This window comes from Deltaproteobacteria bacterium, assembly GCA_021737785.1.
Taxonomy (GTDB): Bacteria; Desulfobacterota; DSM-4660; order Desulfatiglandales; family Desulfatiglandaceae; genus AUK324.
Genome location: JAIPDI010000018.1, coordinates 71,782 through 94,379 on the forward strand (window position 1 = coordinate 71,782; position 22,598 = coordinate 94,379).

A 22,598-nucleotide genomic window follows, 5' to 3' on the forward strand; every position below is an offset into this window, starting at 1 on the left:
GAATGACGGAAGGCTAAGCGTGCGAAGGAAGGACGGCCATGTTTTCTTGTTTTTCATGACAGAAGACCAGGGAATAAGCTACCAACGTCACAAAAAGAGGGGGGGCCGGCCATGCACAGGCGGACTGCTGCACGGGTTACGAAACATTTGACGCTCCGACAAAAGTCTCCTATAGTAGCGCTCCAGGGAAGACCCGTGATAAAGAGAGTCAATAAGGTGCCTCAGGAGTGTGCAGCGTCATGACTACAGACAAGCAGCTGTTATTCAGGCAGATACCCGGCGTAGACCAATTACTGATCCATCCGGCCGTTCAAAGGGCGCTGACGTCCCATCCAAAGGCACTCGTCCTGAAGGCCATCCATCAGGTGCTTGACCTGCTTCGAACAGACATCAAGGAAGGAAGAATTTCAGAAACAGCGGGCGGACTGGATGTTGAATCGGTCTCCTTCCGAGTGATCAAAACCCTGACAGTGATATCCAGACCCAGTCTCAGAAGGGTCATCAATGCCACCGGCGTTATCGTTCATACCAACCTGGGCCGGTCCATCCTCCCTGAAAAGGTGATCGAGAAATTCCAGTCCATTGCCGGCGGGTACAGCAATCTTGAGTATGACCTGGCCCGGGGTCAACGGGGGAGCCGGTATGTGCACGTTGAGGAGATCCTTAAGGAGTTGACCGGGGCGGAAGCCGCCATGGTGGTCAACAACAATGCGGGGGCCGTGCTAATCGCCCTGGAAACCATGGCCAGAGGCCGCGAGGTGGTGGTGTCTCGCGGACAGTTGGTGGAGATAGGCGGGTCGTTCCGTATCCCGGACGTCATGCGCAAGAGCGGGGCACGGATGGTGGAGGTGGGGACCACCAACAAGACCCATCTTAGGGATTATGCAGAGGTTATCGGCCCTGAGACGGCGCTCCTGCTCAAGGTCCACACCAGTAATTTTCAGGTGGTGGGGTTTACCTCCGACGTCCCCCTTTCTGAGCTCGTTCACCTGGGAGATCGGCACGGGGTGCCGGTTATGGAAGATCTGGGGAGCGGGTGTCTGATCGATTTCTCCACCTATGGCTTGATCAAGGAACCCACCGTACAGGAGGCATTGGCGCAGGGGGCCGGTCTGGTCACCTTCAGCGGCGATAAACTGCTGGGCGGTCCTCAGGCAGGGATTATCCTGGGACAGAGGGCCCTGGTGGAGGCGATCCGCAAGAATCCACTGAACCGGGCCCTTCGAATCGACAAATTGACGCTTTTGGCCCTGGAAGAAATCCTCAGGCTCTACAGGGACCCGCAAAGGGTTATAGAGAATATTCCAACCCTCCGAATGATATCTCAGGGATATGATTCCCTGGCGGCAAAGGCCGAGCGTCTGTACGCCCTGGTCAATTCCTGTGGGAGCGATCGCTTTTCCATAGAGTTGGCAGATGGGGCCTCAAAAGTCGGTGGGGGGGCCCTCCCCCTTCAGGAATTAAAGAGCCGGCTCCTCTGCCTGATTCCGGGGACCCTCTCCTCCCATCAGATGGAACTCTGGCTCAGGTCCTATGACCCCCCTGTGATTGCCAGGCTGGAGAGAGACAGGGTGATGCTCGACATAAGGACCATTCAGGAAGGCGATTTCAAGGTGGTTGTGGGGGCCATTCGAGAGCTCAGCGGACCGGGTCAACCGGAGAAAGGGGCCTGAGATGGAGCAGATCATTCAGGACATCGTGCAGAGCTGTATGGAAACCGGTGAAAAGTTTGTCCTCGAGAACAGATCGGCGATTGTCGGCGTGGCTGAAAGGATCGCCTCGGCCTTCCTGAGGGACCGTAAGCTGCTGATCTGCGGAAACGGTGGAAGCGCCGCCGATGCCCAGCACATGGCAGCGGAATTCGTCAACCGGTTTCACCTGGAGCGCCCCCCTCTCCCTGCACTGGCTTTGACAACAGACACCTCCGTGATTACCAGTATTGGAAATGATTATTCTTTTGACGAGGTTTTTTCCAAACAGGTAAAGGCCCTCGGCATGAAAGGGGATATCCTCCTGGCCATCAGCACCAGCGGAGCGTCCAGAAACATCATTTCAGCCGTTGAGACCGCAAAAAGGCAGGGGATTTACACGGTGGGACTTCTGGGATGTAATGGCGGGAACCTCTTGGAAATGGTTGACACGGCCCTTGCTGCAAATTGTGATGTAACCGCCCGTGTTCAGGAGGCCCATCTCCTGACAGAGCATATCATCTGTCACCTTGTGGATTACATCCTTTTTCAGAAACACCTGGAGAGCGATTCGTAAATATATGGCCCCAGGGTGAGACGTTCTGCAGACTGGACCGGACTCCCTGCATTCGCAATGTGCAATTATGACTATACCGAAACCCATATCCCTGAATAAGGTAATTTCCTATCCTCTGGAAGAGAGGAAAAGCAAGGTAACCGTCGACGATTTCGGTAATCCATGGACCGCCGGCCTGCCCATGCGCAGATGGTTGGCGTCGCTGCCAGGAATCCTGGCCGCGGGTGACCTCCTGGAAATCCGCAACCGGATTATCACGGCCGTCGCATCGAAGAAACCGGTGATCCTTGCCATGGGCGCCCATGCCATCAAGGTGGGGCTCAACCCGATCATTATCGATTTGTTAAGGCGCGGGATTATCACCGGGCTGGCCATGAACGGCGCCTGCATTATCCATGACGCCGAAATCGCCATGGCCGGAAAGACCTCGGAGGATGTGGCCGAGGCCATCGGAGACGGCAGATTCGGCATGGCCGAAGAGACCGGGAGGGTACTTAACAGGGCCATTATCGAAGGCGCGGACAAAGGGCTCGGCCTGGGGGAATCCGTGGGGGCCATACTGGTTGAGGGGGGGTTCCCCTATAACCGCCACAGCCTCCTGGCAACGGCCCATGAGCTCGACATCCCGGTGACCGTGCATGTCGCTATCGGAACCGACATCATTCATTTTCACCCGAGTGCGGATGGGGCCGCCATCGGAAAGACCTCCCATCGCGATTTTCGGATATTCTCCAGGCTCGTTTCAGAATTGGAAGGGGGCGTATTCATTAACCTCGGCTCTGCGGTCATTATGCCGGAGGTCTTCCTAAAGGCCCTGACCCTGGTGCGGAATCTCGGGCATTCGGTCAAAAATATCACCACCGTCAACATGGACTTTATTCGACAGTACAGACCCATGACCAATGTGGTTCACCGGCCCACCCTCGACAATGGAAAAGGATTCAGCCTGGTGGGGCACCATGAGATTATGTTCCCCCTGCTGGCGGCCGCGGTCATCGAGGGCCTGGATAATCCAGAGTGGAAAGGAAACAGCTAATGCCTATTTATGAATATAAATGTGCCAAGTGCAACGAAGAGTTCGAGACCATCGTTCTGGGGGATGATGCGCACGTGACGTGTCCCCGCTGCAATGGAGAGGATGTAAAGCGTCTCATGTCCGCCTGCGGCTTCAAGAGCAGCGGCAGTTTTACCCCCTCCTCAGGGTCTTCCGGTTGTTCAGGCTGCTCCAGCACCAACTGCAGCACGTGTCATTGAGCCTTCTCATACTCCGGCAAAATGATTATATGAAAGACATGGGGCCATACGGTGTCCGACCCTGCGGGCCATTGACATTTTCGTGGGGGGACGAGTATCCGGAGTTGATACCCCATATCCAGACGAAGTTTCACAGGAGGCGCCGTGTTTCGCATCGGTTTCGGTTATGATGTACACCGCCTGGTTGAAGGCCGGCCCCTGATATTAGGGGGGGTGGAAATCCCCCATTCGCTGGGCCTGGACGGCCATTCGGATGCAGATGTCCTGACCCATGCCCTTATCGATGCCATCATCGGTGCGATGGGGGCCGGAGATATCGGACAGCATTTCCCGGACACCGACCCTGTTTACAAGGGGGTTTCCAGCCTTCTGCTGCTGAAAACAGCGACCGATCTGATGCACGGGGAAGGCTTTCGGCTGAATAATCTGGACGCCACCATAGTTGCACAGGCCCCCAGGCTGGCCCCCTATCTCAACACCATGCGGAGACAATTCTCCGGGATACTGGCGGTCTCCACTGACCGGGTCAATATCAAGGCCACCACTTCCGAGCGCCTCGGCTTCTGCGGCAAAGGTCAAGGCATGGAGGCATTTGCAGTGGTCAGTCTCATTAAAGATCAAAATGACCAAGGCCCAGGCGAACGTCCCCTCAAAAATTCAGAAGGAGCTGAGGAATGACCCTCAAGCTATACAATACCGCAACCCGAAAGAAAGAAGAATTTCAACCGCTCCAGGAAGGAAAGGTCGGCATCTATGTGTGCGGGGTGACGGTATACGATCTCTGCCATATCGGTCATGCCCGGTCGACCATCGTGTTTGATGTTTTGGTGAGGTATCTCCGGGCAAAGGGGTATGAAGTGACCTATGTCCGCAATTTTACGGATGTGGATGACAAGATCATTGAAAGGGCAAGGCTGACCGGCAAGGATACCGGGGCCCTGGCCCAGGAATTCATCGACGCCTTTTATGAGGATATGGGGAAATTGGGGGTGCTGAAGGCCGATGTGGAACCCCGGGCCACGGAACACGTCCACGACATGATCCACATGATCTCCACTCTGCTGGATCGGGGACATGCCTATGCCGAAGGGACGGATGTCTATTTTTCCGTAGAGGCATATAAAGGATACGGCCAGCTCTCCGGCAGGAAATTAGAGGATATGAAGGCGGGGTGCCGCATCGCCGTGGATGCGCATAAACGCCACCCGATGGACTTTGTGTTGTGGAAGGCCGCCAAACCAGGGGAGCCCCAATGGCCCAGTCCCTGGGGCCCCGGAAGGCCGGGATGGCACCTGGAGTGTTCGGTCATGAGCAATCGGTACCTGGGTCCCACCTTTGACATCCACGGGGGCGGCAGGGATCTCCTCTTTCCCCATCACGAGAATGAACGGGCCCAGTCCATCTGCGCCAACGGCGGGGGATTTGCCCGGTATTGGGTCCACAACGGCTTTGTGACCGTCGAATCCGAAAAGATGTCCAAGTCATTGGGTAATTTCCTGACCATCCGTGACGCGCTCCAGGAATATCATCCTGAGGTCCTGAGGCTGTTCCTCCTCTCGAAACATTACAGGGGTCCCCTCGACTTTTCGAAGAACGATGTCTTAGGCCTGCAGGGAGGGCTCGTTCGCATCTATAGGACCCTTCAGCGACTGGAAGAGCTGTATGGCCCCCCCTCTGCGGGAGCTGACGCGCCTTCCCCTTCCCCATTCATGGAACGCTTTTTAGAGATGATGGACGACGATCTCAATACAGGCGGGGCGATCGGGCTCATCTTTGAGAAGGTCAGGGAGATGAACCGGGTCATGGATGCATCGGATGGATCGACTGATGAGAATACCCGCATGGGTCTCGAAGGCGACCGCATCCAGCTTCTGAACGCCGGCCGCATCCTCGGCCTGTTGAATGAAACCCCTTCTGACTTTTTCGCGCAATTGACAGGCGCCTTCCCCCGGATCGATTCCCGGGAGATCGAGGCCCTCATCGAAAAGCGGACCGCTGCCAGGGCACAGAAGGACTGGGCCGCTTCCGACGCCATCCGCGACCGTCTCAAGAAAATGGGCGTTGTCCTGGAAGACGGTCCCAAGGGGACAACCTGGAGACTCGATGTTTGAGATCGAAACCGATCTCGCGCCCTGCGGCGATCAGCCTCAGGCCATCCGGGCGTTGACAGAGGGCGTTCGGAAGGGATTGCATAACCAGGTGCTTCTGGGGGTCACCGGCTCGGGGAAGACCTTTACCATGGCCCATGTCATTGCGGCCTCCCGGAAGCCCGCCCTGATCATCGCTCCCAACAAGACCCTGGCCGGCCAGCTCTACGGCGAACTGAAGCGTCTTTTCCCCCGCAACGCCGTGGAGTATTTTGTCAGCTATTATGACTACTACCAGCCCGAGGCCTATATCCCCCAGTCCGATACCTATATCCAGAAGGATTCCCACATCAACGAACAGATCGACAAGATGCGACACGCGGCCACCCGTTCTCTTCTGGACCGGGATGACGTCATTATCGTGGCCAGTGTCTCATGCATCTACGGGCTCGGTTCGCCCGAGGCCTATTACGACATGCTCCTCTATCTCGAGACCGATTCGGTCATGTCGAGGGAAGATGCGGTTCGAAAACTGGTGGACATCCACTATGAGCGGGGCGACACTGATTTTTACCGGGGCAGGTTCCGCGCCAGGGGGGATGTCCTCGACATCTATCCGGTCCATGAAGAAGACCGGGCCGTAAGGATTAATTTCTTTGGAGATGTGGTGGAATCGATTCAGGAAATCGACCCGTTGACCGGGAAGACCCTGCATCACCTCAACCGCGTCGCCATCTATCCCGCCACCCACTATGTCACCACCGGAGAGATCCGGGAACGGGCCATCCGCGAAATCAAGAAGGAGTTGGGCGAACAGCTGACCTACTTCCGGGAGCAGGAAATGTTTTTGGAGGCCCAGCGGATCGAGGAGCGGACCCGGTTCGATCTGGAGATGATGGCCGAGATGGGGTACTGCCACGGGATCGAAAACTACTCCCGGCACCTCACCGGCAGGGGTCCTGGCGAGCCCCCCCCTACCCTTCTCGATTATTTTCCCAAAGATTTTCTCCTGTTCATCGATGAGAGCCATATCACGGTGCCTCAGCTCATCGGGATGTACCGGGGGGACCGATCCAGAAAGGAGACCCTGGTCCGCTACGGGTTCCGCCTCCCCTCGGCCCTGGATAACCGGCCCCTCAGGTTTGAGGAATTCGAGGAACGGGTCCGTCAGGTCATTTATGTCTCGGCCACCCCCGGGCCTTATGAACTCCAGAAGAGCGAGTTGACCGTGGAACAGATCATCCGGCCTACCGGGCTCATCGATCCGAAGATCGAGATCAGGCCCGCCGCCAATCAGGTGGACGACCTCCTGGGTCGGATCCGGGAAACCGTGGAAAAGGGCGAACGGGTCCTGGTGACCACCCTGACCAAACGGATGGCCGAAGATCTCACCGAGTACTATGCAGACCTGGATGTCAGGGTCCAGTACATGCATTCGGATATCAAGACCATCGAACGGATGGAGATCATCCGGGACCTTCGGTTGGGGATCTTTGACGTCCTGGTGGGGATCAACCTGTTGCGGGAGGGACTCGACCTCCCCGAGGTCTCCCTGGTGGCCATTCTGGACGCGGATAAGGAGGGGTTTCTAAGGTCCGAACGGTCCCTAATACAGACCTGCGGCCGGGCCGCCAGGAATATCAACGGCACGGTCCTTCTTTACGCGGATCGCGTCACCGGTTCCATGGAACGGGCGATCTCGGAGAGCAGCCGGCGCCGCGAGATTCAACTGGAATACAACCGGGTGAACCATATCACCCCGGCATCCATTCAGAAGAATATTGACGACATCCTGTCGTCTCCCTATGAGGCCGACTATGTCACTGTTCCGACGGTGGCAGAAGACGAAGCCGTCTACATGAACCAGGAATCTTTGGACAAGATGATAGAAGCGCTTAAGGAAAAAATGTTCGACGCAGCCGCAAAGCTGGAGTTCGAGGAAGCTGCCCGGTTCAGGGACCGGATCACCGCCATCGAACAGAGAGGGATGGAGGTGCTGGGCGGATGAAACCCCGGAAATCCGAAATCCCCTCTCTGATTCCCGGTTTTCACGGGGTCAGGGAGGCATTGATCCAGGGAAACCGGACCGTTCAGGAGATCTGGATCGCGTCCGGAAAAAAACTGGGAAGATCCGAAGAAATCCTCCGGATGGCAAAAGAACGGAAGATCCCCATCGCTTTCAAAGATTCGGCAGAGCTTTCCCGACGCCTTCCGGGTGTGGCCCATCAGGGGATCGTCGGCGTGGTAGAGGCGTTCAGCTACGCTGAGCTGGACCGCGTTGTGGAAGACGCGCTTCAGGGCGGGGGCCACGGGCTCATCCTGGTGGCCGACCACATTACCGACCAGGGGAATCTGGGCGCCCTCATCCGGACCGCGGCCTTCTTCGGTGCCCACGGCATCATCATCCCGGCGGACCGGTCGGCCCGGATGGATCCGGCCATGCTCAAGCGTGCAGCCGGAGCCTGCGCCCATATCCCGATAGCCAAGGTGGTCAACATCGGACGCACACTGGATCTCCTGGCCAGGAAGGGATTCTGGATCATCGGCACCTCGGGCGATGCATCCACGTCCATCTACCGATTCGACTGGAACCGGCACGTGGTCCTGGTCCTGGGAAATGAGCAAAAGGGCCTCAGCAGGCCCGCCCTGAAATCATGTCACGAGATCGTGGGGATCCCTACGCAGGGCCCGGTTGAATCCCTTAATGTATCCGTGGCTGCCGGCGCCGTCCTTTCCGAAATTGCCCGCCAGAGAACCTCCTGACCCACCACACCTGAGATGGCCACCCGGATTACCTATCCTTTGCCCGGCGCTCCTCTCTTTCCCCTTGCCCCGGAATATCCTGCTGTAGTATTTTTGTAATTAAAGGCCGATGGACAGCTCTGGTCGGGCGGTCCTGCTGGTTACGTTGCCGGCTTTCTGAATAACGCCCAAAGAGAAGCGAAAGGCCCTTGCCTATGGAATTCGCAATCCTCTCGTTTGCATCTCTCTTCATCATTGTCGATCCGATCGGCATTATCCCTGTTTTCCTTGCCATGACCCCCCACAACACTGCCGCAGAAAGGATCAAAATGGCAGGATTGGCCTGTGTCATTTCTCTGTTAATCCTGGTCGCTTTCGCCTTAATGGGAAATACCCTCTTGAGTATTTTCGGCATCACCTTGCCGGCCTTTGAAATCGCAGGCGGAGTGATTCTATTGCTGGTGGGGATAGACATGCTTCAGGCCAGGCGCACCCAGGTGAAAGAAACCTATGAAGAACAGGTGGAAGGTACAAGCAAAGAGGATATTGCCGTCACCCCTCTGGCGGTTCCCATGCTGGCGGGGCCCGGCGCCATTACCACCGTCATTCTTCTGAGCAGCCAGGCATCAACCTGGGTTCAAAGAGGCATTCTGGTTATCAATATTCTCATCGTCATTGCTCTCACCTTTTCCATCCTTTCCTTTGTGACTCTTCGGACCCGGCATCTCAACATAATTGTCCTGAAGATAATGGTGCGGGTGATGGGCCTCATTCTTACGGCGATTGCCGTTCAGTTCATTTTAAACGGCATGGTTCAGATACCATTTCCCGGTTCATAGGAAGCATCTGGGAGTGATGCTGCGATACGGACCCATGCCGGTGATGCGGGGCTGATCATCCATGCCGGATCTCAATCCTCCATATTTGCGATCTCTCCGGCCGGAAGCCCCAGTTCTCCGGCCCGCAGCACCCGCCTGAGGAGTTTTCCGCTCCGGGTCTTGGGGAGCCGTTCCAGGAAGCTCAATTCCTTGACGATAATATCGGCGGAGAGGCTCGCCTTGACAAAGGTCTTGATCTCGTGATTGAGCCGTGCCGACGGCGTAAAGCCCTTGTTGACGGTTATAAAGGCCTTCAGATAAGAGACCCCTTCGTCCGGTTCCGCACCCTTTGAAATGACTGCCGCCTCTGACACCGCCGGGTGCATGCAGAGGATCTGCTCGATCTCGTAAGGCCCGATCACCTTGTGCCCGCCGGCCTTGATGAGATCGTCGTTGCGGCCCTGGTGAAAATAGTACCCTTCGTCATCCATAATGGCGATATCGCCTGTAAGAAACCATCCATTCTCATTGAAATACGCCCGGTACCGGCCCTCATCCAGCCATAGACCGGTCATCATGGCGGGCCATCCGGACCTGATGGCCAGTTCTCCAAGGCTCAGGGGGGGCATGGGTTCGCCCTCTTCATCCAGAATAGCGACCTGGACCCCGGGGACCGGCCTTCCCATGGCGCCGGGCTTGATGTCCATGGAAGGAAAATTGGCCACGCAGATCATCCCGGTCTCCGTCATCCAGTAGGTATCGTGAGGCGATCGCCCCAGGTGCTGTTTTACCCAGTAGAAGATATCCGGCACCAGGGGGGCGCCCACCGTCGCCATGTGCCGCAGATGGGACATGTCGTAGCGGCTGGCCAGATTGGCTCCCGCCTCTTTCAGCCTCATCAGGGTGCGGGGAGTGGTGTACCAGACCGAGACGTTGTGCTTTTCGAGGGTCCAATACCAGTTGGCAGGCTCAAATGGATCGCCCTGAACAAGGGCCGTGGCCCCGCACAGCCAGGGGCCAAGCACCCCGTACACGATCCCCGTGACCCAGGCCGGGTCCGCATCCACCCATAAGATGGTATCCTCCCGCATATCGAGGGCGTCTCTGGCCGTACTGAGTATCCCCACCATGTCGTCGTGGGCGTGTACGACCCCTTTGGGAGGACCGGTGGAGCCCGACGTATAGCTGAGATAGAGCGGGGCGCGAGGCGGCATCCAGATAGTGGAAAACTCGGTGGGCATCTGTTGGGGAATGCCGCTCACCAAAATCTCATTGGGGAGGAGATTCGGAAGCGGACCTTCGGTCAGAAAGACGAAATCCGTGTGGTCCTGGATATCCGCCGGGAGCATCTCGGCCAGGTCAGGATGGGTCAGTATCCCCCTGGGGACTGCATCCGAAATGCGGACGCTGACTTCATCAAAGGTGGATGTGGCATAGACCGGACAGAAGAGGGCGCCGATCCGTGCGCATGCCAGGAGGGCGAAATAGATCTCCGGACAGGGAGGGAGAAAGACAAACAACCGGTCCCCGGTTTCGAACCCGTATCGTACCAGGAGGTTGGCCCACTGGGATGACTTTTCCTTTAACTGGAGATAGGTGTATGCGGCAACCGTATCTCCCTTTTCAAAGATAAGGGCCTTCCGGTCCTTTCGCTCCGGATCCATGGCCCACCGGTCTACGGCCTCATGGGCGATATTGACCCTGCCGGTGGTGTGCCAGGTGAACTGTTCCTCGATATCCGACCAGTTGAAGCTCCGATACCTCTCGTTATAGTCACCGAGATTCGCCTCAGGATCCTCTGCCGGCACCCGGGCCTTGATCATGAATGCCCTCCCTTTTTTTCAGAATTCAGGGGTTTCGCCCCCCGTTGGAATGCTCCGGTCTACCAGACGCCGTACCCCTGGTGAATGGCGCGGGCCCTCGCCACCATATCAACTACCTGTTGGGTCTCCATACCGGCCGCGTCCTCCACATGGCCGGGCGTGAGCAGGGCAAGAACCACCTCCTTCACAGAGGCGGCCAGGGCCCTGGGGCAGTAACCGCCTTCCAGGGCAAAAAGGATCGGAGGGTCGCCGATCTCCGCCCGCCATTCCATAAGAAGACGGGCCAGCCTGCCGAATACCTTCTCACTCAGGTGCGAACGCCCGATAGGATCTTCCTCATGGGCGTCAAAACCCGCAGCCGCCAGGATCAACTGGGGCTGGTAGGCCCTCATCACAGGACCCGCCATCGCCTGGTAGAGATGCACGAATTCCCCATCCGTCAGGTCCCTGGGCAGCGGGATATTGATGGTATAGCCTGTCCCCGCCCCTTCTCCAACATCCTCCCAGTCTCCGGTATACGGATAGAGCATCGGGTCGTGGGTGGAAAAATAGAGAATCTCATTTTCACTGTGAAACAGGTCATGAATCCCGTTGCCGTGGTGGATATCAAAATCGATGATGAGAATTCGCCGCAGTCCATATGCCTGCATGGCATATCGCGCCGCGATCCCGATGTTGTTGAACACACAGAATCCCCCGGCCCGGTCCTTGAGGGCATGGTGACCCGGCGGCCGGATCAGACAGAAGGCGACATCCACTGAACGGTCCATCAGGCGGTCGAGGGCCTTCACGCAGCCGCCCACCGCCAGCCAGCTTGCCAGATAGGTCTCGGCGCTCGCAGGCGTATCCGGGGACAGGCTGGTATACCGGTGATCGGCCGTCTTCAGGACCCGCTTGACATAGGACGGGGTGTGAACCAGCTCCAGATGTTCCAAGGTTGCCGGCTGCGGATCAATAGGAATCAGATCCCCGCTGAAATCGCCATCCAACATCCGGTATACCGCTTTGAGGCGGTTCGGATGTTCCGGATGGGTGTGGCCCGGTTTGTGGAGGAGGTATCTTTCATCCCGGACAATGCCGACCCGGGTTTGCCGGTTGCTCGTTACTGGTAGGGGGCTCACCCTCTCATCCTCTTAACTTCTCACCTTCTGGTTACTCGCTGCTGGTTGCCCGTTGCTGGTTGCTCGTTACGGGTCGGAGCGAAGCGGAGATCCCGCGTTACGCGGGATTGCTGGTAGGGGGCTCCCCCTCTGACCCTCTTAACTTCTCACCTTCTTCTTCCGACTCTGGTTGCTCGTTACGGGTTGCCGGGTGTTATTCATGGCTGTGAAGCTGTTCCAGTTTCTTCCTTCCGCGCTCCGCGTTCACCACGAGGGTCCATTCCCGGGACTGTTCAATCAACCATCATCCATCGACAATCATCAGTCCCCGCCCTTCCCCTGTATCAGGTCCTGGATGACTGCGGGATCTGCAATGGTGGAGGTATCCCCCAGTTCATCGATCTTTCCGGCGGCGATCTTCTGGAGGATCCGTCTCATGATCTTGCCGCTCCGGGTCTTGGGGAGACCGTCGGCCCATTGGATTACGTCGGGGCTGGCGATCGGTCCGATCTCGGTCCGGACCAGCTTGACCAGCTCCTTTTTCAGATCGTCTGACTTCTGAACAGCCGTATTCAGGGTGACAAAGGCATAGATCCCCTGCCCTTTCACCGGGTGGGGATAGCCCACCACCGCCGCCTCAGCCACCTTTTCGTGGAGGACCAGGGCGGATTCGATTTCAGCCGTCCCCAGGCGATGCCCGGAGACATTGATCACGTCGTCGATCCTTCCGATGATCCAGAAATAGCCGTCTTCATCCTTCTTGGCGCCGTCGCCGGAAAAATACATCCCCGGAACCTGACTGAAATAGGTCTCGATAAACCGGTCATGATCCCCGTAGACCGTTCGCGCCATCCCCGGCCAGGGTCTGCGGATGCAGAGCACCCCCTCTTGCCCGGGAAAGCGCGCCTCCTCCCCGGTATCGTCAAGAATCACCGGATCCACCCCGAAAAAGGGGAATGCGCATGACCCAGGCTTGATAGGCGAAACCGCCGGAAGGGGCGTCAGCATATGCCCGCCTGTTTCGGTCTGCCACCAGGTGTCCATGATCGGGCACCAGTCCCTCCCCACATGGTGATAATACCACCGCCAGGCCTCCGGGTTGATCGGCTCGCCCACCGAACCTAAAATCTTGAGGGAGGAGATGTCGTGCGCCTCGACATAGCTGGACCCTTCCTTGGCCAGGGCGCGGATCACGGTCGGGGCCGTATAGAATTTGCTGACCCTGTAACGTTCCACGATTTCCCAGTATCGCCCGTAATCCGGGTACGTGGGGACTCCTTCGAACAAAACGCTGGTGAGCCCGTTGGCCAGGGGGCCGTAGACGCCATAGGTGTGCCCGGTGACCCAGCCGATATCCGCAGTGCACCAGAAGACCTCGTCCTCCTTGAGATCGAAGACCAGCCGGGTGGTCATGGCCGCATACAGGAGGTAGCCCCCATGGGTATGGACCACGCCTTTGGGTTTTCCCGTGCTGCCGCTCGTATAGAGGATGAAGAGGGGGTCTTCGGCGTCCATGGATACAGGGGCCACATGGTCGGGGAGCGACGGATCCGACATGGCCTCATGCCACCACACCTCGCGACGGGGATCGAGCTCGAGGCCCAGACCCGCCCGGTCCATTACGATCACGGTCTCCACGTCGCGGCAGTCCTTCAATGCGTCATCAACGGTATTTTTGAGGGGGATGGCCTTGCCTGCACGGAAGCTCCCGTCCACCGTCACTACCAGTCTTGCCCCGCAGTCCTTGATGCGGTTTGCCAGGGCCTCTGAGCTGAATCCCCCGAAAACCACACTGTGGACGGCCCCGATCCTGGCACAGGCCAGCATGGTCACCGGCAGTTCGATGATGACCGGCATGTAGATGATTACACGATCGCCTTTCCGAACCCCCTTCGCCTTCAGTACCGCCGCCATCCGGTTGACCTGTTCGTATAATTCCCGGTAGGTGACCGACTTGGCATCCGACGGATTGTCGCCCTCCCAGTAATAGGCGGTCTTGTCCCCGGCATTCTCCAGATGCCGGTCCAGACAGTTGGCGCAGACATTGAGTCTGCCGCCGTTGAACCATGCGATCCGCCCTTCTTCAAAATCATAATCGAGCACTGAGTTCCATTTCTTCTCCCACGTGAGATACTCCTCGGCCTGTTCGGCCCAGAAGGTCTCCGGGGATTCAATGGACTCACGGTACAGCCGGTCGTAATCCTCCCGGTTCTTGATGTAAGCCACCTCTTGAAAATGACTTATATGGGCATCATACCACTTGGGCGTCTCTGTCATGGGTGAAGTCCCCCTTTCCTGCGTGAGAATATAGTGAGTATTAACTAAACTAAAATAACTAAAAGGACACAAACGAGCTAAATGATCGAGGGTGATCGTTCCCTTTCATTCGATGTTGGACGTTCGTTCTTTTCACCCCTCAAATAGTGCAAACCATTTTCCTCTCGCAGTCGTCTTTTCCGCAGGTCTGAAAAGCACATTTCTTATAGAGGTGAATGGCCCTGAAATTATATGGCTCCACAGTCAACCAAATCGTCTTGAGGCAGAGCTCAGCGGCCCGCTTAAGGGCCACATCCGTCAGCGCCCTCCCCACTCCCCGATTCCGATGGGCCCGGTCCACAAAAATCAGAAATTCCCCGTCTTTTTTTTTATAGTCCGGCAAAAGAGAGACATGCCCGATGACCCGGCCCCCCTTCCATGCCAGGAAGTTTTCCCCTTCCTTCAGCAGCTTCTGAACCCATCGCCTGCATGCCTCGGGGTCCTGGGGAGGGAGGCCTTGGGAGGCGGGTTTGGGAGAAAAAGTCGCATACATCTCCAACAGGCAGGATAGGTCCCCTTCGGAACAGCTCCGGATTTCAAGGGGATCATCCCGTTTGTCCTTCAAATGGATAGAGATGCAGGATCCCATAGCGCAACCGCGGGTTCAGGGGTTCACGGCCGCTCGGTCGGGTTCTGCCTTGCCACACCCAACCCATAAAAAAATGTCATTCCGGCAGCCGGTGTAAAGGTCTTATGTGCTGCAAGACTCGGGTATCCCCGATTGATCGAATCGCGCCCTGAGGGTGAGCACTTCTCCGTCACACGAGGTCTGAATCTGATACGGCAGTTTGTAAAAGAGCCCGATCATAAATCTGTTCCCGGGCGTGGTATAGGCCACCATCCCGCTGATCCCATGTTCCATGGCCGCATGGACCAATTTTTCCTGAAGAATTGTGGAAATCCCCTTTCCCTGCCACTCTTTGTCCACACTGTAGGCGACCTCTGCCATATTGCTTGCCGGATCGAGAAAATAACATCCCACTGCAATCACTTTCTCGAACCCGGGGCTGCCGATCACGGCGACGATCGACATGTTGTGGATGTAGTCGACCTGGAAAACCTCGGCCACATCCTCGCTGACAAAAGCGGTTTTTGGAAGAAAAAACCGTTTCATCACATCCTGTTGATCGAGGCCGTAGAAGTGCTCCTGTATCATCCTTTCATCGGTCAGCCTGGCGGGCCGAAAAAGGGTCGGCTGGCCGTCAATAATACGGGTTTCTTCGATCTTCAGCGGATACACACTCCGGATGCTTTCCACCAGGGTGCGCTCCGGACCTAAGAGCCCCATCTCCTTGGCCTTGTAAAACAGCTCGTCCCGAAAGTCGGGATGGGCGATGCTGATCATGGCGATGGCCCGTTCCTGAAGGCTCTTGCCGAAGAGATTCACCACCCCGTACTCGGTCACCACGTACTGGATATCGCCCCTCGGCACCACTACAGGGATGCTTTCCAGAAGCGGTACGATACGGCTGCTCTTGCCGTCCAGGGTGGTTGAGGGGAGCATCAGGATATTCTTTCCGCCCGGGCTCTGGCTGGCCCCCCTGACAAAGTCCATGATCCCGATCACCCCGGAAAAATTGTTGTAAGGGAGGGCATCGGCCGCCACCTGACCGGTCAGGTCGATGGCCATGGCCACGTTCAGGGCCACCATCTTGTGGTGACGGGCGATGATCATCGGATCGTTCACATAATCGGACGGATGAAATTCGATGCCCGGATTGTCATGAAGGAACTCATAAAGATTGGCGGATCCGATAGCACCGCTGGCCACCAGTTTCCCTTCATTGAAGCCCTTCTTCCGGTTGGTGATCACCCCCCGTGAAAAGAGGTTCATGATGCCGTCGCTGAGGAATTGGGTATGAACCCCAAGGTCGTTTTTCTCGGAAAGGCCGAGGAAAAGGGCCTCCGGGGTGGTGCCGAGGCTGATCTGGAGGGTCGACCCGTCTTCTATGAGCCGAGCCGCATATCGGGCGATCTGCTTGGCCGATTCAAATTCGGGAGGTTTGCCTATGGTGAGGAGTTCCTCTTCCTGTTCCACGATCCAGTCCACTTCATTCACATGGATGAAGCTCCGTCCCATGACACGGGGCATTCGCGGATTGACCTGCGCAATAACCATATCCGCAGACTGGGCAGCCGCAATCGATACATCCACGCTGACGCCCAGGCTCATCCATCCGAAATCGTCCGGCTCCGACACCTGGATCAGGGCTACATGGATGGGGAGTTGCCGGCTCTTGAACAGGCGGGGAATGGCCGAAAGATTGATGGGGGTAATGAATCGTTTGTTCCTGGAGAGGGCCTTGGGTTTGGCCGAACCGAGATAGAACGAGCGGATGTTGAAGCTCTGGGTGGCGGTCTTGTCCGCGATGTCGGTGAGCGGGGTGGTTTCAAGACTCAGGATGCGAACGATCTCCAGATCAGTGAAATTTTCAAACTGACCCGCCAGTTCCCTCACCAGGGCCTGGGGTTCTCCGCAGGAAGACCCGATGAAGACCCTCCGGCCCCGTTTGATCCGCCGGATCGCACTGGCCGCGCTCTGCCGTTTGCCCAGGTACGCGTCCGGCCAATAGCCCTGGTCTCTATTCGGGTTCAGGCCCATTGGGGTCGCCTCTTGCTCAGTATGACATCCCGGTTACCGTACAGGCCCTCTGTTCTTTTGCTGCTCATGAAAAGGGAGTATACGGGGAATCCCCGGGTTGTGTCAATACACTACCAACCCGGCAGTCTTCCTGCAGACAACCCAAAGTCCCCGCCTATTTTTAAACGGCAATCTCCTCCAATCCCAGTACACGATCGATGTCCAGAAGTATCTTTACCCCCCCTTCCATCTTGGCCATTCCAAGGATATAGTCCGTATTGAGCCGGGCGCCGAAGGTGGGTGTGGCCTCGATATCCTCCTTTTTAATGTTCAGGACCTCGGATACCGAATCCACCACAATACCGATCATCACCATCCCGTTCTCGCCCCGGATCTCTACAACGATGATACAGGTACGCTCCGTGTAATCGATTTCCTCCATCCCGAACCTCCCCCTCAAGTCCACGACCGGAATCACCTTCCCCCTAAGGTTGATGACCCCTTTCACAAAATCCGGGGTCTGGGGCACGGAGGTGATCGGCATCATCCCGATGATCTCCTTGATTTTCAGTATGCTGATGCCATACTCCTCATCGGCCAGCGTGAAGGTCAGATATTTCCCCTCCTTTTCCGCCATGGCCTTTACTGCCTGGTCCATTGTTTGTGCAAGTTCCGACATTTTTCTTCCCATCCTTTCCTATTCGTATGTTTGATAAAAACCCTTCCGGGAACCGTCAGTTGAGCATCGACTCCTCTTTTCCCCCTCAACAATCGTGGTGCAGACAACCTCATCAGAACAGAGCAACAACGAAAATATTCTTTCCTGGGACGTTTAAAGCAGGAACTATGCCAAAGGGGCATGGAAGATGGAAACGGTTCTCAGCAGCAGCGTTTGCCGCGGATCGGTTGGGGAAAATTTGGAATGTGCCCATGAGGGCAGGGTCGAAACGCAGCCAAAATCGGCCTGGTCCCCGGCACTACGAACATCGAATCAGGCGTGAGGGGGGCTTAACTCGGCAAGGATTCAGAGTCCGTCCGCATCAGACGGATATTAACGCTCTCCCTGGACCGGCGAACGGTTACCTGATAGAGCTTATCTTGGTTTCAATAAGTTGTGGATGGAGACGGACACTTTGACGTGACCGCTCGATGCAGCGTGTGAAACTTGGGATTTCGTCAATTCGTTGACATCAGAGACCCTCTGGGGTGCTATGGGGTGGCACCCGGTTTCATTTCCACGCCCTCACGGGCCTACATCAAAGACCGGAGCCCGGAGGTCAGAACTCAGAGGCCAGCAAAAACTCAACAAACCCAATAGACCCGACGAACTCAAAAACCCCAAAGACGAGCAACCAGCAACTGTCACACCTCTTCCAGCACCTGCCGAAGTTTGTTGCTCAGTGCCTGAAGCGTGAAGGGTTTCTGGATAAAATGGACGCCCGGATCCAGGACCCCATGGTGGGTGATCACTTCAGCGGTGTAGCCGGACGTGAACAGGCACTTGAGATTTGGGTATAGGGTGAGGAGCCGATCAGATAGATCCCGGCCGTTCATCTCAGGCATGATCACGTCGGTCATGAGGAGATGGATTTCGCCCGCATAATTACCTGCCGCACGGATAGCCTCGTTCGGGGTGTTCGCAACCAAAACCTCATATCCCAACCGTTCCAGCATGCTCTTGCCGATTTCCAAAAGCGTGAGCTCATCTTCCACCACCAGGATGGTCTCATGGCCGCCCCTGAGTGCCTCCACTGGGTCTTGCTGAAACTCCGTGGCCTCGCCCACATGCCGCGGCAGGTAGATCCTGAATGTGGCCCCTTCGCCGGGCTCACTGTATACGGTAATGAATCCCTCATTTTGTTTGACAATACCGTACACCGTGGCCAGACCAAGACCGGTCCCCTTGCCCACTCCTTTGGTAGTGAAAAAAGGCTCAAAAAGATTTTCGAGGACCTCTTTTTCCATACCGCAGCCTTGGTCGCTTACTGACAGGACCACGTGGTCCCCGATTGCACCTTCCGGATTAGCGCTGCAATAGGGACCATCAAGACGTATATTTTCCGTCTGGATGACGATCCTGCCGACGTCCTTGATCGCATCCCTGGCATTGACGCAGAGATTGGCGAGGATCTGGTCGATCTGGGAGGGGTCCATCTTGATCGGCCACAGCTTCGCCCCCGGCATCCAGGCCAGGTCAATGTCTTCGCCGATGAGCCGCCGGAGTATTTTGAGCATCCCCTCTACCGTATCGTTGAGATTTAAGACCACCGGTGCAACGGTCTGTTTACGGGCAAAGGCGAGCAACTGCCGCACCAGGTCGGCGGAACGATGGGTGGTCTGTTGGATCTGCTGGAGCCTCTCCTGTATCGGGTCATCCGGATCCGTATCCATCAGGGCCAACTCCGTATGGGCGAGAATCACCGCCAGCATGTTGTTGAAATCATGGGCCACGCCGCCGGCCATCCGCCCGACGGCCTCGAGCTTCTGGGCCTGGTTCAACTGGGCCTGGAGTTTGCGCCTCTCCGCTTCGGCCCGCTTCCGTTCGGTGATGTCGGCAAAGATGCAGGCGAACTGGTTGAGCGATGGACGGAAGGCCGTCACTTCGAAATGCTTCTTCAGTTCGCCCGAGTAGTCCTCGAAAGAGGCCGGTTCGCCCGTCTGCGCCACGTTGCCGTAGATCTCTATCCAGCGCGGCTCTGTCCCGGGAAATACTTGGAGGACGGTCTTTCCCAATATGTCCGAGGCGTTCAAGCCGGTCATCTCCTCAAATGCCGGGTTGACGGCCAGGAATCGGTAGTCCGCGGGCCGTCCCTCTCCATCGCAGACGATCTCATGAAGCGCGAATCCGTTCAGCATCTCCCGGAACAAGGTCTGATAGTTTTGTTCTGCCTGTTTGAGTTCGGTGATGTCCATGATGTTTCCGACGACCTTGACGATGCGGTTCTCTGCCGTCACCGCTTTGGCCGTGGTGCGGATCCAGAGCCGACGGCCTTTGGCGGAGGTGAAGGGGAGTTCCAGGTCATAGGGTTCACCGTGTTCTATACAGCGTTGGAAGGCGGCCAGGACCGTTGACCGGTCTTCAGGCGCGTAACATGCCAGGCTCCCGGCGATATGCTCCGGCGATCCGGGGGTGAATGCTTCCATTTCCAGATCATGGATCCGATAGGCCTCCTCCGTCCAGGTCATGGCCTGCGCTTCCACGTCCCACTCCCAACCGCCGACCTTGGCCAGCTGTTGTGTGGCGGCAAGGAGTTTCTGGTTTTTGGAAAGCGCCTCTTCGGCCCGTTTGCGATCCGTAACATCCGTGACAATGCCTCTGAAACCCGTCCTTTCATTCTTCTCGTTTCTGATGAGAGAGCAAGAGACCTCGATTGTCCTTCTAACGCCGTCTTTGCGGATGATATCCCAGGTAAAAGCACGCAGCGGCTCGCCGGTCTTGAAAACCCGGTTGTAGGCCTCAAACACCTTTTCCCTGTTTTCCTGATCTGCGGAATAGTCTTGGTAGCTGATGCCCCCCAACTCCTCATGAGAGTATCCGAGGATCTTCTGGCATGCCTCATTAATAAAGGTAAACCTACCGGCCAGATCCACCTCGTGATAGCCTTCGGCCATGTTCTCAAGAATGATTCGATATTTTTCCTCGCTTCTCCGCAAGGCCTCCAGCGTCTTTTTTTCCTGGGTGATTTCGTATCCGATGCCCTCCAGATACCCTTCTTCGGGGCAGGCACGGGCGGAAAACCGTGTCCAGATCTCTGTGTTGTCTTTTCGTGAAAAGCGGGCCTCGAAGTCGGTCACGCTCCCCTTTTCCACAAGGGAATCAAGCATCTTTTGCCGCGCATGGGAATCGATGTAGTGCTCGGATGCGATAAAATCCGTTATACATGCCTCCGGGGTTTCATACCCGTACGTCCGGGCAAAACGCTCATTGCACTCAAGGACCTTCCCATCACTGAGACGCGTCCTGAATATCCCCACCTGGGCGTTGTTGAAGATGTTTCGGTATTTTTCCTCCCCCCTGCGCAGTTCCGTGTCCCTGTCCTCTCGCCGTTGTTTTGAGGCTGTCTTAATTTTAACCATTGCCCGAGTCAGGGCAATCAGTTCCAGGTCATCTATGGGTTTGGCGAGAAACCCCTCGGCCCCCGCTTCCAGGGCCTTGATACGGCTTTGACGATCCGTTTCGAGGCCCGTGAGAAAGACGATGGGGATATGTCGCGCCCGCGCATCCTGTTTAAGCCTCCGGCACACCTTAAACCCGTCAATTTCGGGCATCCCAATATCGAGGAGGATCATGTCCGGCTCTTCGGCCAAGGCCAGTTTGACCCCGCTTTCCCCACTCAAGGCAGACAAAACCTCTACTTGGGCAAAGGCCTTCCCTGCAACACCTTTAAAGCGCGTCTGGTCTTCCGGGTTGTCGTTAATAAAAAGTATCTTCATGGATTTCCTCTCTGATGACAATCCGCAAACAATTATTCAGTCACAGCCTCTGTACCGAGCGCAAAAGAGTATACCCCCAATTCTGTCTGTTTAATTAATCCCTCACCCATGCCCTCACGGGCACACTACGCCCGAGGCTCAAAGCTGAAAGCTCAAAGCAACACCGAACAAAGAGAGAGGTCGGAAGTCAGAGGTCGGAGGCCAGCCAAAACCAATGAACTCAAGAAACCCAACGAACCAGCAACGAGCAACCCGCAATCCCGCGTACCGCGGGATCTACGCTTCGCTCGGACCAGCAACCTATGCTCAATTTTCCCCAAGGGCCTTGTTCAGGGCCGCTCTCAAGGTTGCCATCTGATACGGCTTGGGGAGGAAGACCTGGGGATTATCGACGTAATCTCCGCGCATGACCCGGGCCTCATCATAGCCGCTGGCCAGGATCACGGGGATGTCCGGCCGTATCTTGCGCATGGCCGCGAGCGTTTCCCACCCGTTCATGTGGGGCATGCTCAGATCGGTGAGCACCAGACGGATGTCGTGCTGCCTGCCACGGAAGATGTGCACCGCCTCGATCCCGTCTTTCGCCGTGAGCACCTCGAATCCAAGGTGTTTCAGCATGACCCTGGCCGCATCACGGACCATCTTCTGGTCCTCCACCAGCAGGATAACCCCGCCTGTGTCGATCTCCTTCCCACCCGGTGGTTTCTCCGGGGCCGGCTGGAGGGTCGCTTCGGAAAAGAGTGGAAAATAAACCCGGAACACGCTTCCTGCCCGGCCCTGCTGATGTCCGGGGCCATGCACACGACCAGTGCGCACACGAATAAAACAAGTATGTATTTCCACATGGCATCCTCAATCGCTATTCACGCGTCATTCCTGTGGTTTGCTTACTTTCCCCTGAGGCATGGCCGGACACACGACGAATTTTTCGGTAACAACCGTTCTCTCAGGCGTCATTGGCCACGCCAAGGGTAACACCTCCACTTTGCGCTTTGTCATTTGAACCCCTCTTCTTTTCAAAGGCCTTTTTCCATCTCATTCTTGACGGTCTCGTAAAAAGTCAGAACTCAATCAAGCCGCCATTATGAGCATATGCTCATAATGGCGAACGGATAAAGTGTAAGTTTTTTCCTTTCGGTTCCAAGCATCTAAAAAATGCTCTTTGACAACATAAATAA

The 22,598-nt window shown here is 56.5% G+C and carries 17 protein-coding genes; 9 read left to right on the forward strand and 8 right to left on the reverse strand.

All coding sequences use genetic code 11. The annotated features are described in order from the left end of the window. Positions 1-239: 239 nt before the first annotated feature. The 9 genes from selA (at position 240) to K9N21_10840 (ending at position 9,187) form a co-directional block, all read left to right on the forward strand. On the forward strand, positions 240-1,673 hold the full coding sequence (gene selA, locus K9N21_10800; protein ID MCF8144396.1) for an L-seryl-tRNA(Sec) selenium transferase: 1,434 nt from the start codon (positions 240-242) through the stop codon (positions 1,671-1,673). Position 1,674: 1 nt separating this feature from the next. After that, positions 1,675-2,265, forward strand: coding sequence for a D-sedoheptulose 7-phosphate isomerase (locus K9N21_10805; GenBank protein ID MCF8144397.1), 591 nt, complete (start codon positions 1,675-1,677; stop codon positions 2,263-2,265). 67 nt (positions 2,266-2,332) lie between these two features. Then, positions 2,333-3,301: a hypothetical protein gene (locus tag K9N21_10810; GenBank protein ID MCF8144398.1), complete on the forward strand. Its 969-nt coding sequence runs from the start codon at positions 2,333-2,335 to the stop codon at positions 3,299-3,301. Continuing rightward, on the forward strand, positions 3,301-3,519 hold the full coding sequence (locus tag K9N21_10815; GenBank protein MCF8144399.1) for a zinc ribbon domain-containing protein: 219 nt from the start codon (positions 3,301-3,303) through the stop codon (positions 3,517-3,519). The genes K9N21_10810 and K9N21_10815 overlap by 1 nt, the downstream gene beginning before the upstream one ends. 144 nt (positions 3,520-3,663) lie before the next feature. Continuing rightward, on the forward strand, positions 3,664-4,197 hold the full coding sequence (gene ispF / locus K9N21_10820; GenBank protein MCF8144400.1) for a 2-C-methyl-D-erythritol 2,4-cyclodiphosphate synthase: 534 nt from the start codon (positions 3,664-3,666) through the stop codon (positions 4,195-4,197). Beyond that, the gene (gene cysS, locus K9N21_10825; protein ID MCF8144401.1) at positions 4,194-5,630 is read left to right on the forward strand and encodes a cysteine--tRNA ligase; all 1,437 of its coding nucleotides are present in this window, start codon (positions 4,194-4,196) and stop codon (positions 5,628-5,630) included. The genes ispF and cysS overlap by 4 nt, the downstream gene beginning before the upstream one ends. Further along, complete coding sequence (gene uvrB / locus K9N21_10830) at positions 5,623-7,614, forward strand: excinuclease ABC subunit UvrB (protein ID MCF8144402.1); 1,992 nt, start codon at positions 5,623-5,625, stop codon at positions 7,612-7,614. The genes cysS and uvrB overlap by 8 nt, the downstream gene beginning before the upstream one ends. After that, the gene (gene rlmB, locus K9N21_10835; protein ID MCF8144403.1) at positions 7,611-8,369 is read left to right on the forward strand and encodes a 23S rRNA (guanosine(2251)-2'-O)-methyltransferase RlmB; all 759 of its coding nucleotides are present in this window, start codon (positions 7,611-7,613) and stop codon (positions 8,367-8,369) included. Before uvrB ends, rlmB begins: the two co-directional genes overlap by 4 nt. A gap of 194 nt (positions 8,370-8,563) precedes the next feature. Continuing rightward, the gene (locus tag K9N21_10840; protein MCF8144404.1) at positions 8,564-9,187 is read left to right on the forward strand and encodes a MarC family protein; all 624 of its coding nucleotides are present in this window, start codon (positions 8,564-8,566) and stop codon (positions 9,185-9,187) included. A gap of 71 nt (positions 9,188-9,258) precedes the next feature. Here the strand turns inward: K9N21_10840 and K9N21_10845 are convergent, their stop codons facing one another. The 8 genes from K9N21_10845 to K9N21_10880 all read right to left on the reverse strand — a co-directional run bounded on the left by K9N21_10845 (position 9,259) and on the right by K9N21_10880 (position 22,182). Next, positions 9,259-10,989, reverse strand: a complete 1,731-nt coding sequence (locus tag K9N21_10845; GenBank protein MCF8144405.1) for an AMP-binding protein — start codon at positions 10,987-10,989, stop codon at positions 9,259-9,261. Positions 10,990-11,048: 59 nt separating this feature from the next. Further along, on the reverse strand, positions 11,049-12,110 hold the full coding sequence (locus K9N21_10850) for a histone deacetylase (GenBank protein MCF8144406.1): 1,062 nt from the start codon (positions 12,108-12,110) through the stop codon (positions 11,049-11,051). A gap of 300 nt (positions 12,111-12,410) precedes the next feature. Then, positions 12,411-14,366 (reverse strand): acetate--CoA ligase, encoded by a 1,956-nt coding sequence (gene acs / locus K9N21_10855; GenBank protein ID MCF8144407.1) that lies wholly within the window; start codon positions 14,364-14,366, stop codon positions 12,411-12,413. 139 nt (positions 14,367-14,505) lie between these two features. Beyond that, the gene (locus K9N21_10860) at positions 14,506-14,994 is read right to left on the reverse strand and encodes a GNAT family N-acetyltransferase (protein ID MCF8144408.1); all 489 of its coding nucleotides are present in this window, start codon (positions 14,992-14,994) and stop codon (positions 14,506-14,508) included. A gap of 102 nt (positions 14,995-15,096) precedes the next feature. Continuing rightward, complete coding sequence (locus K9N21_10865) at positions 15,097-17,007, reverse strand: GNAT family N-acetyltransferase (protein MCF8144409.1); 1,911 nt, start codon at positions 17,005-17,007, stop codon at positions 15,097-15,099. Between the two features lie 160 nt (positions 17,008-17,167). Continuing rightward, a complete protein-coding gene (locus tag K9N21_10870) occupies positions 17,168-17,665 on the reverse strand; it encodes a chemotaxis protein CheW (protein ID MCF8144410.1) in 498 nt (165 codons plus the stop codon). A gap of 683 nt (positions 17,666-18,348) precedes the next feature. Then, a complete protein-coding gene (locus tag K9N21_10875) occupies positions 18,349-21,420 on the reverse strand; it encodes a PAS domain S-box protein (GenBank protein ID MCF8144411.1) in 3,072 nt (1,023 codons plus the stop codon). A gap of 306 nt (positions 21,421-21,726) precedes the next feature. Beyond that, on the reverse strand, positions 21,727-22,182 hold the full coding sequence (locus K9N21_10880; protein ID MCF8144412.1) for a response regulator: 456 nt from the start codon (positions 22,180-22,182) through the stop codon (positions 21,727-21,729). Positions 22,183-22,598: the final 416 nt, after the last annotated feature.

What these genes read in the sequence shown, in the direction of transcription:
- K9N21_10870 (MCF8144410.1), bottom strand. Translation starts at nt 17,665, where the DNA reads ATGTCGGAACTTGCACAAACAATGGACCAGGCAGTAAAGGCCATGGCG.
- cysS (MCF8144401.1), top strand. Translation starts at nt 4,194, where the DNA reads ATGACCCTCAAGCTATACAATACCGCAACCCGAAAGAAAGAAGAATTT.
- K9N21_10840 (MCF8144404.1), top strand. Translation starts at nt 8,564, where the DNA reads ATGGAATTCGCAATCCTCTCGTTTGCATCTCTCTTCATCATTGTCGAT.
- K9N21_10810 (MCF8144398.1), top strand. Translation starts at nt 2,333, where the DNA reads ATGACTATACCGAAACCCATATCCCTGAATAAGGTAATTTCCTATCCT.
- uvrB (MCF8144402.1), top strand. Translation starts at nt 5,623, where the DNA reads ATGTTTGAGATCGAAACCGATCTCGCGCCCTGCGGCGATCAGCCTCAG.
- rlmB (MCF8144403.1), top strand. Translation starts at nt 7,611, where the DNA reads ATGAAACCCCGGAAATCCGAAATCCCCTCTCTGATTCCCGGTTTTCAC.
- acs (MCF8144407.1), bottom strand. Translation starts at nt 14,366, where the DNA reads ATGACAGAGACGCCCAAGTGGTATGATGCCCATATAAGTCATTTTCAA.
- K9N21_10860 (MCF8144408.1), bottom strand. Translation starts at nt 14,994, where the DNA reads ATGGGATCCTGCATCTCTATCCATTTGAAGGACAAACGGGATGATCCC.
- K9N21_10865 (MCF8144409.1), bottom strand. Translation starts at nt 17,007, where the DNA reads ATGGGCCTGAACCCGAATAGAGACCAGGGCTATTGGCCGGACGCGTAC.
- selA (MCF8144396.1), top strand. Translation starts at nt 240, where the DNA reads ATGACTACAGACAAGCAGCTGTTATTCAGGCAGATACCCGGCGTAGAC.
- K9N21_10815 (MCF8144399.1), top strand. Translation starts at nt 3,301, where the DNA reads ATGCCTATTTATGAATATAAATGTGCCAAGTGCAACGAAGAGTTCGAG.
- K9N21_10875 (MCF8144411.1), bottom strand. Translation starts at nt 21,420, where the DNA reads ATGAAGATACTTTTTATTAACGACAACCCGGAAGACCAGACGCGCTTT.
- K9N21_10805 (MCF8144397.1), top strand. Translation starts at nt 1,675, where the DNA reads ATGGAGCAGATCATTCAGGACATCGTGCAGAGCTGTATGGAAACCGGT.
- K9N21_10845 (MCF8144405.1), bottom strand. Translation starts at nt 10,989, where the DNA reads ATGATCAAGGCCCGGGTGCCGGCAGAGGATCCTGAGGCGAATCTCGGT.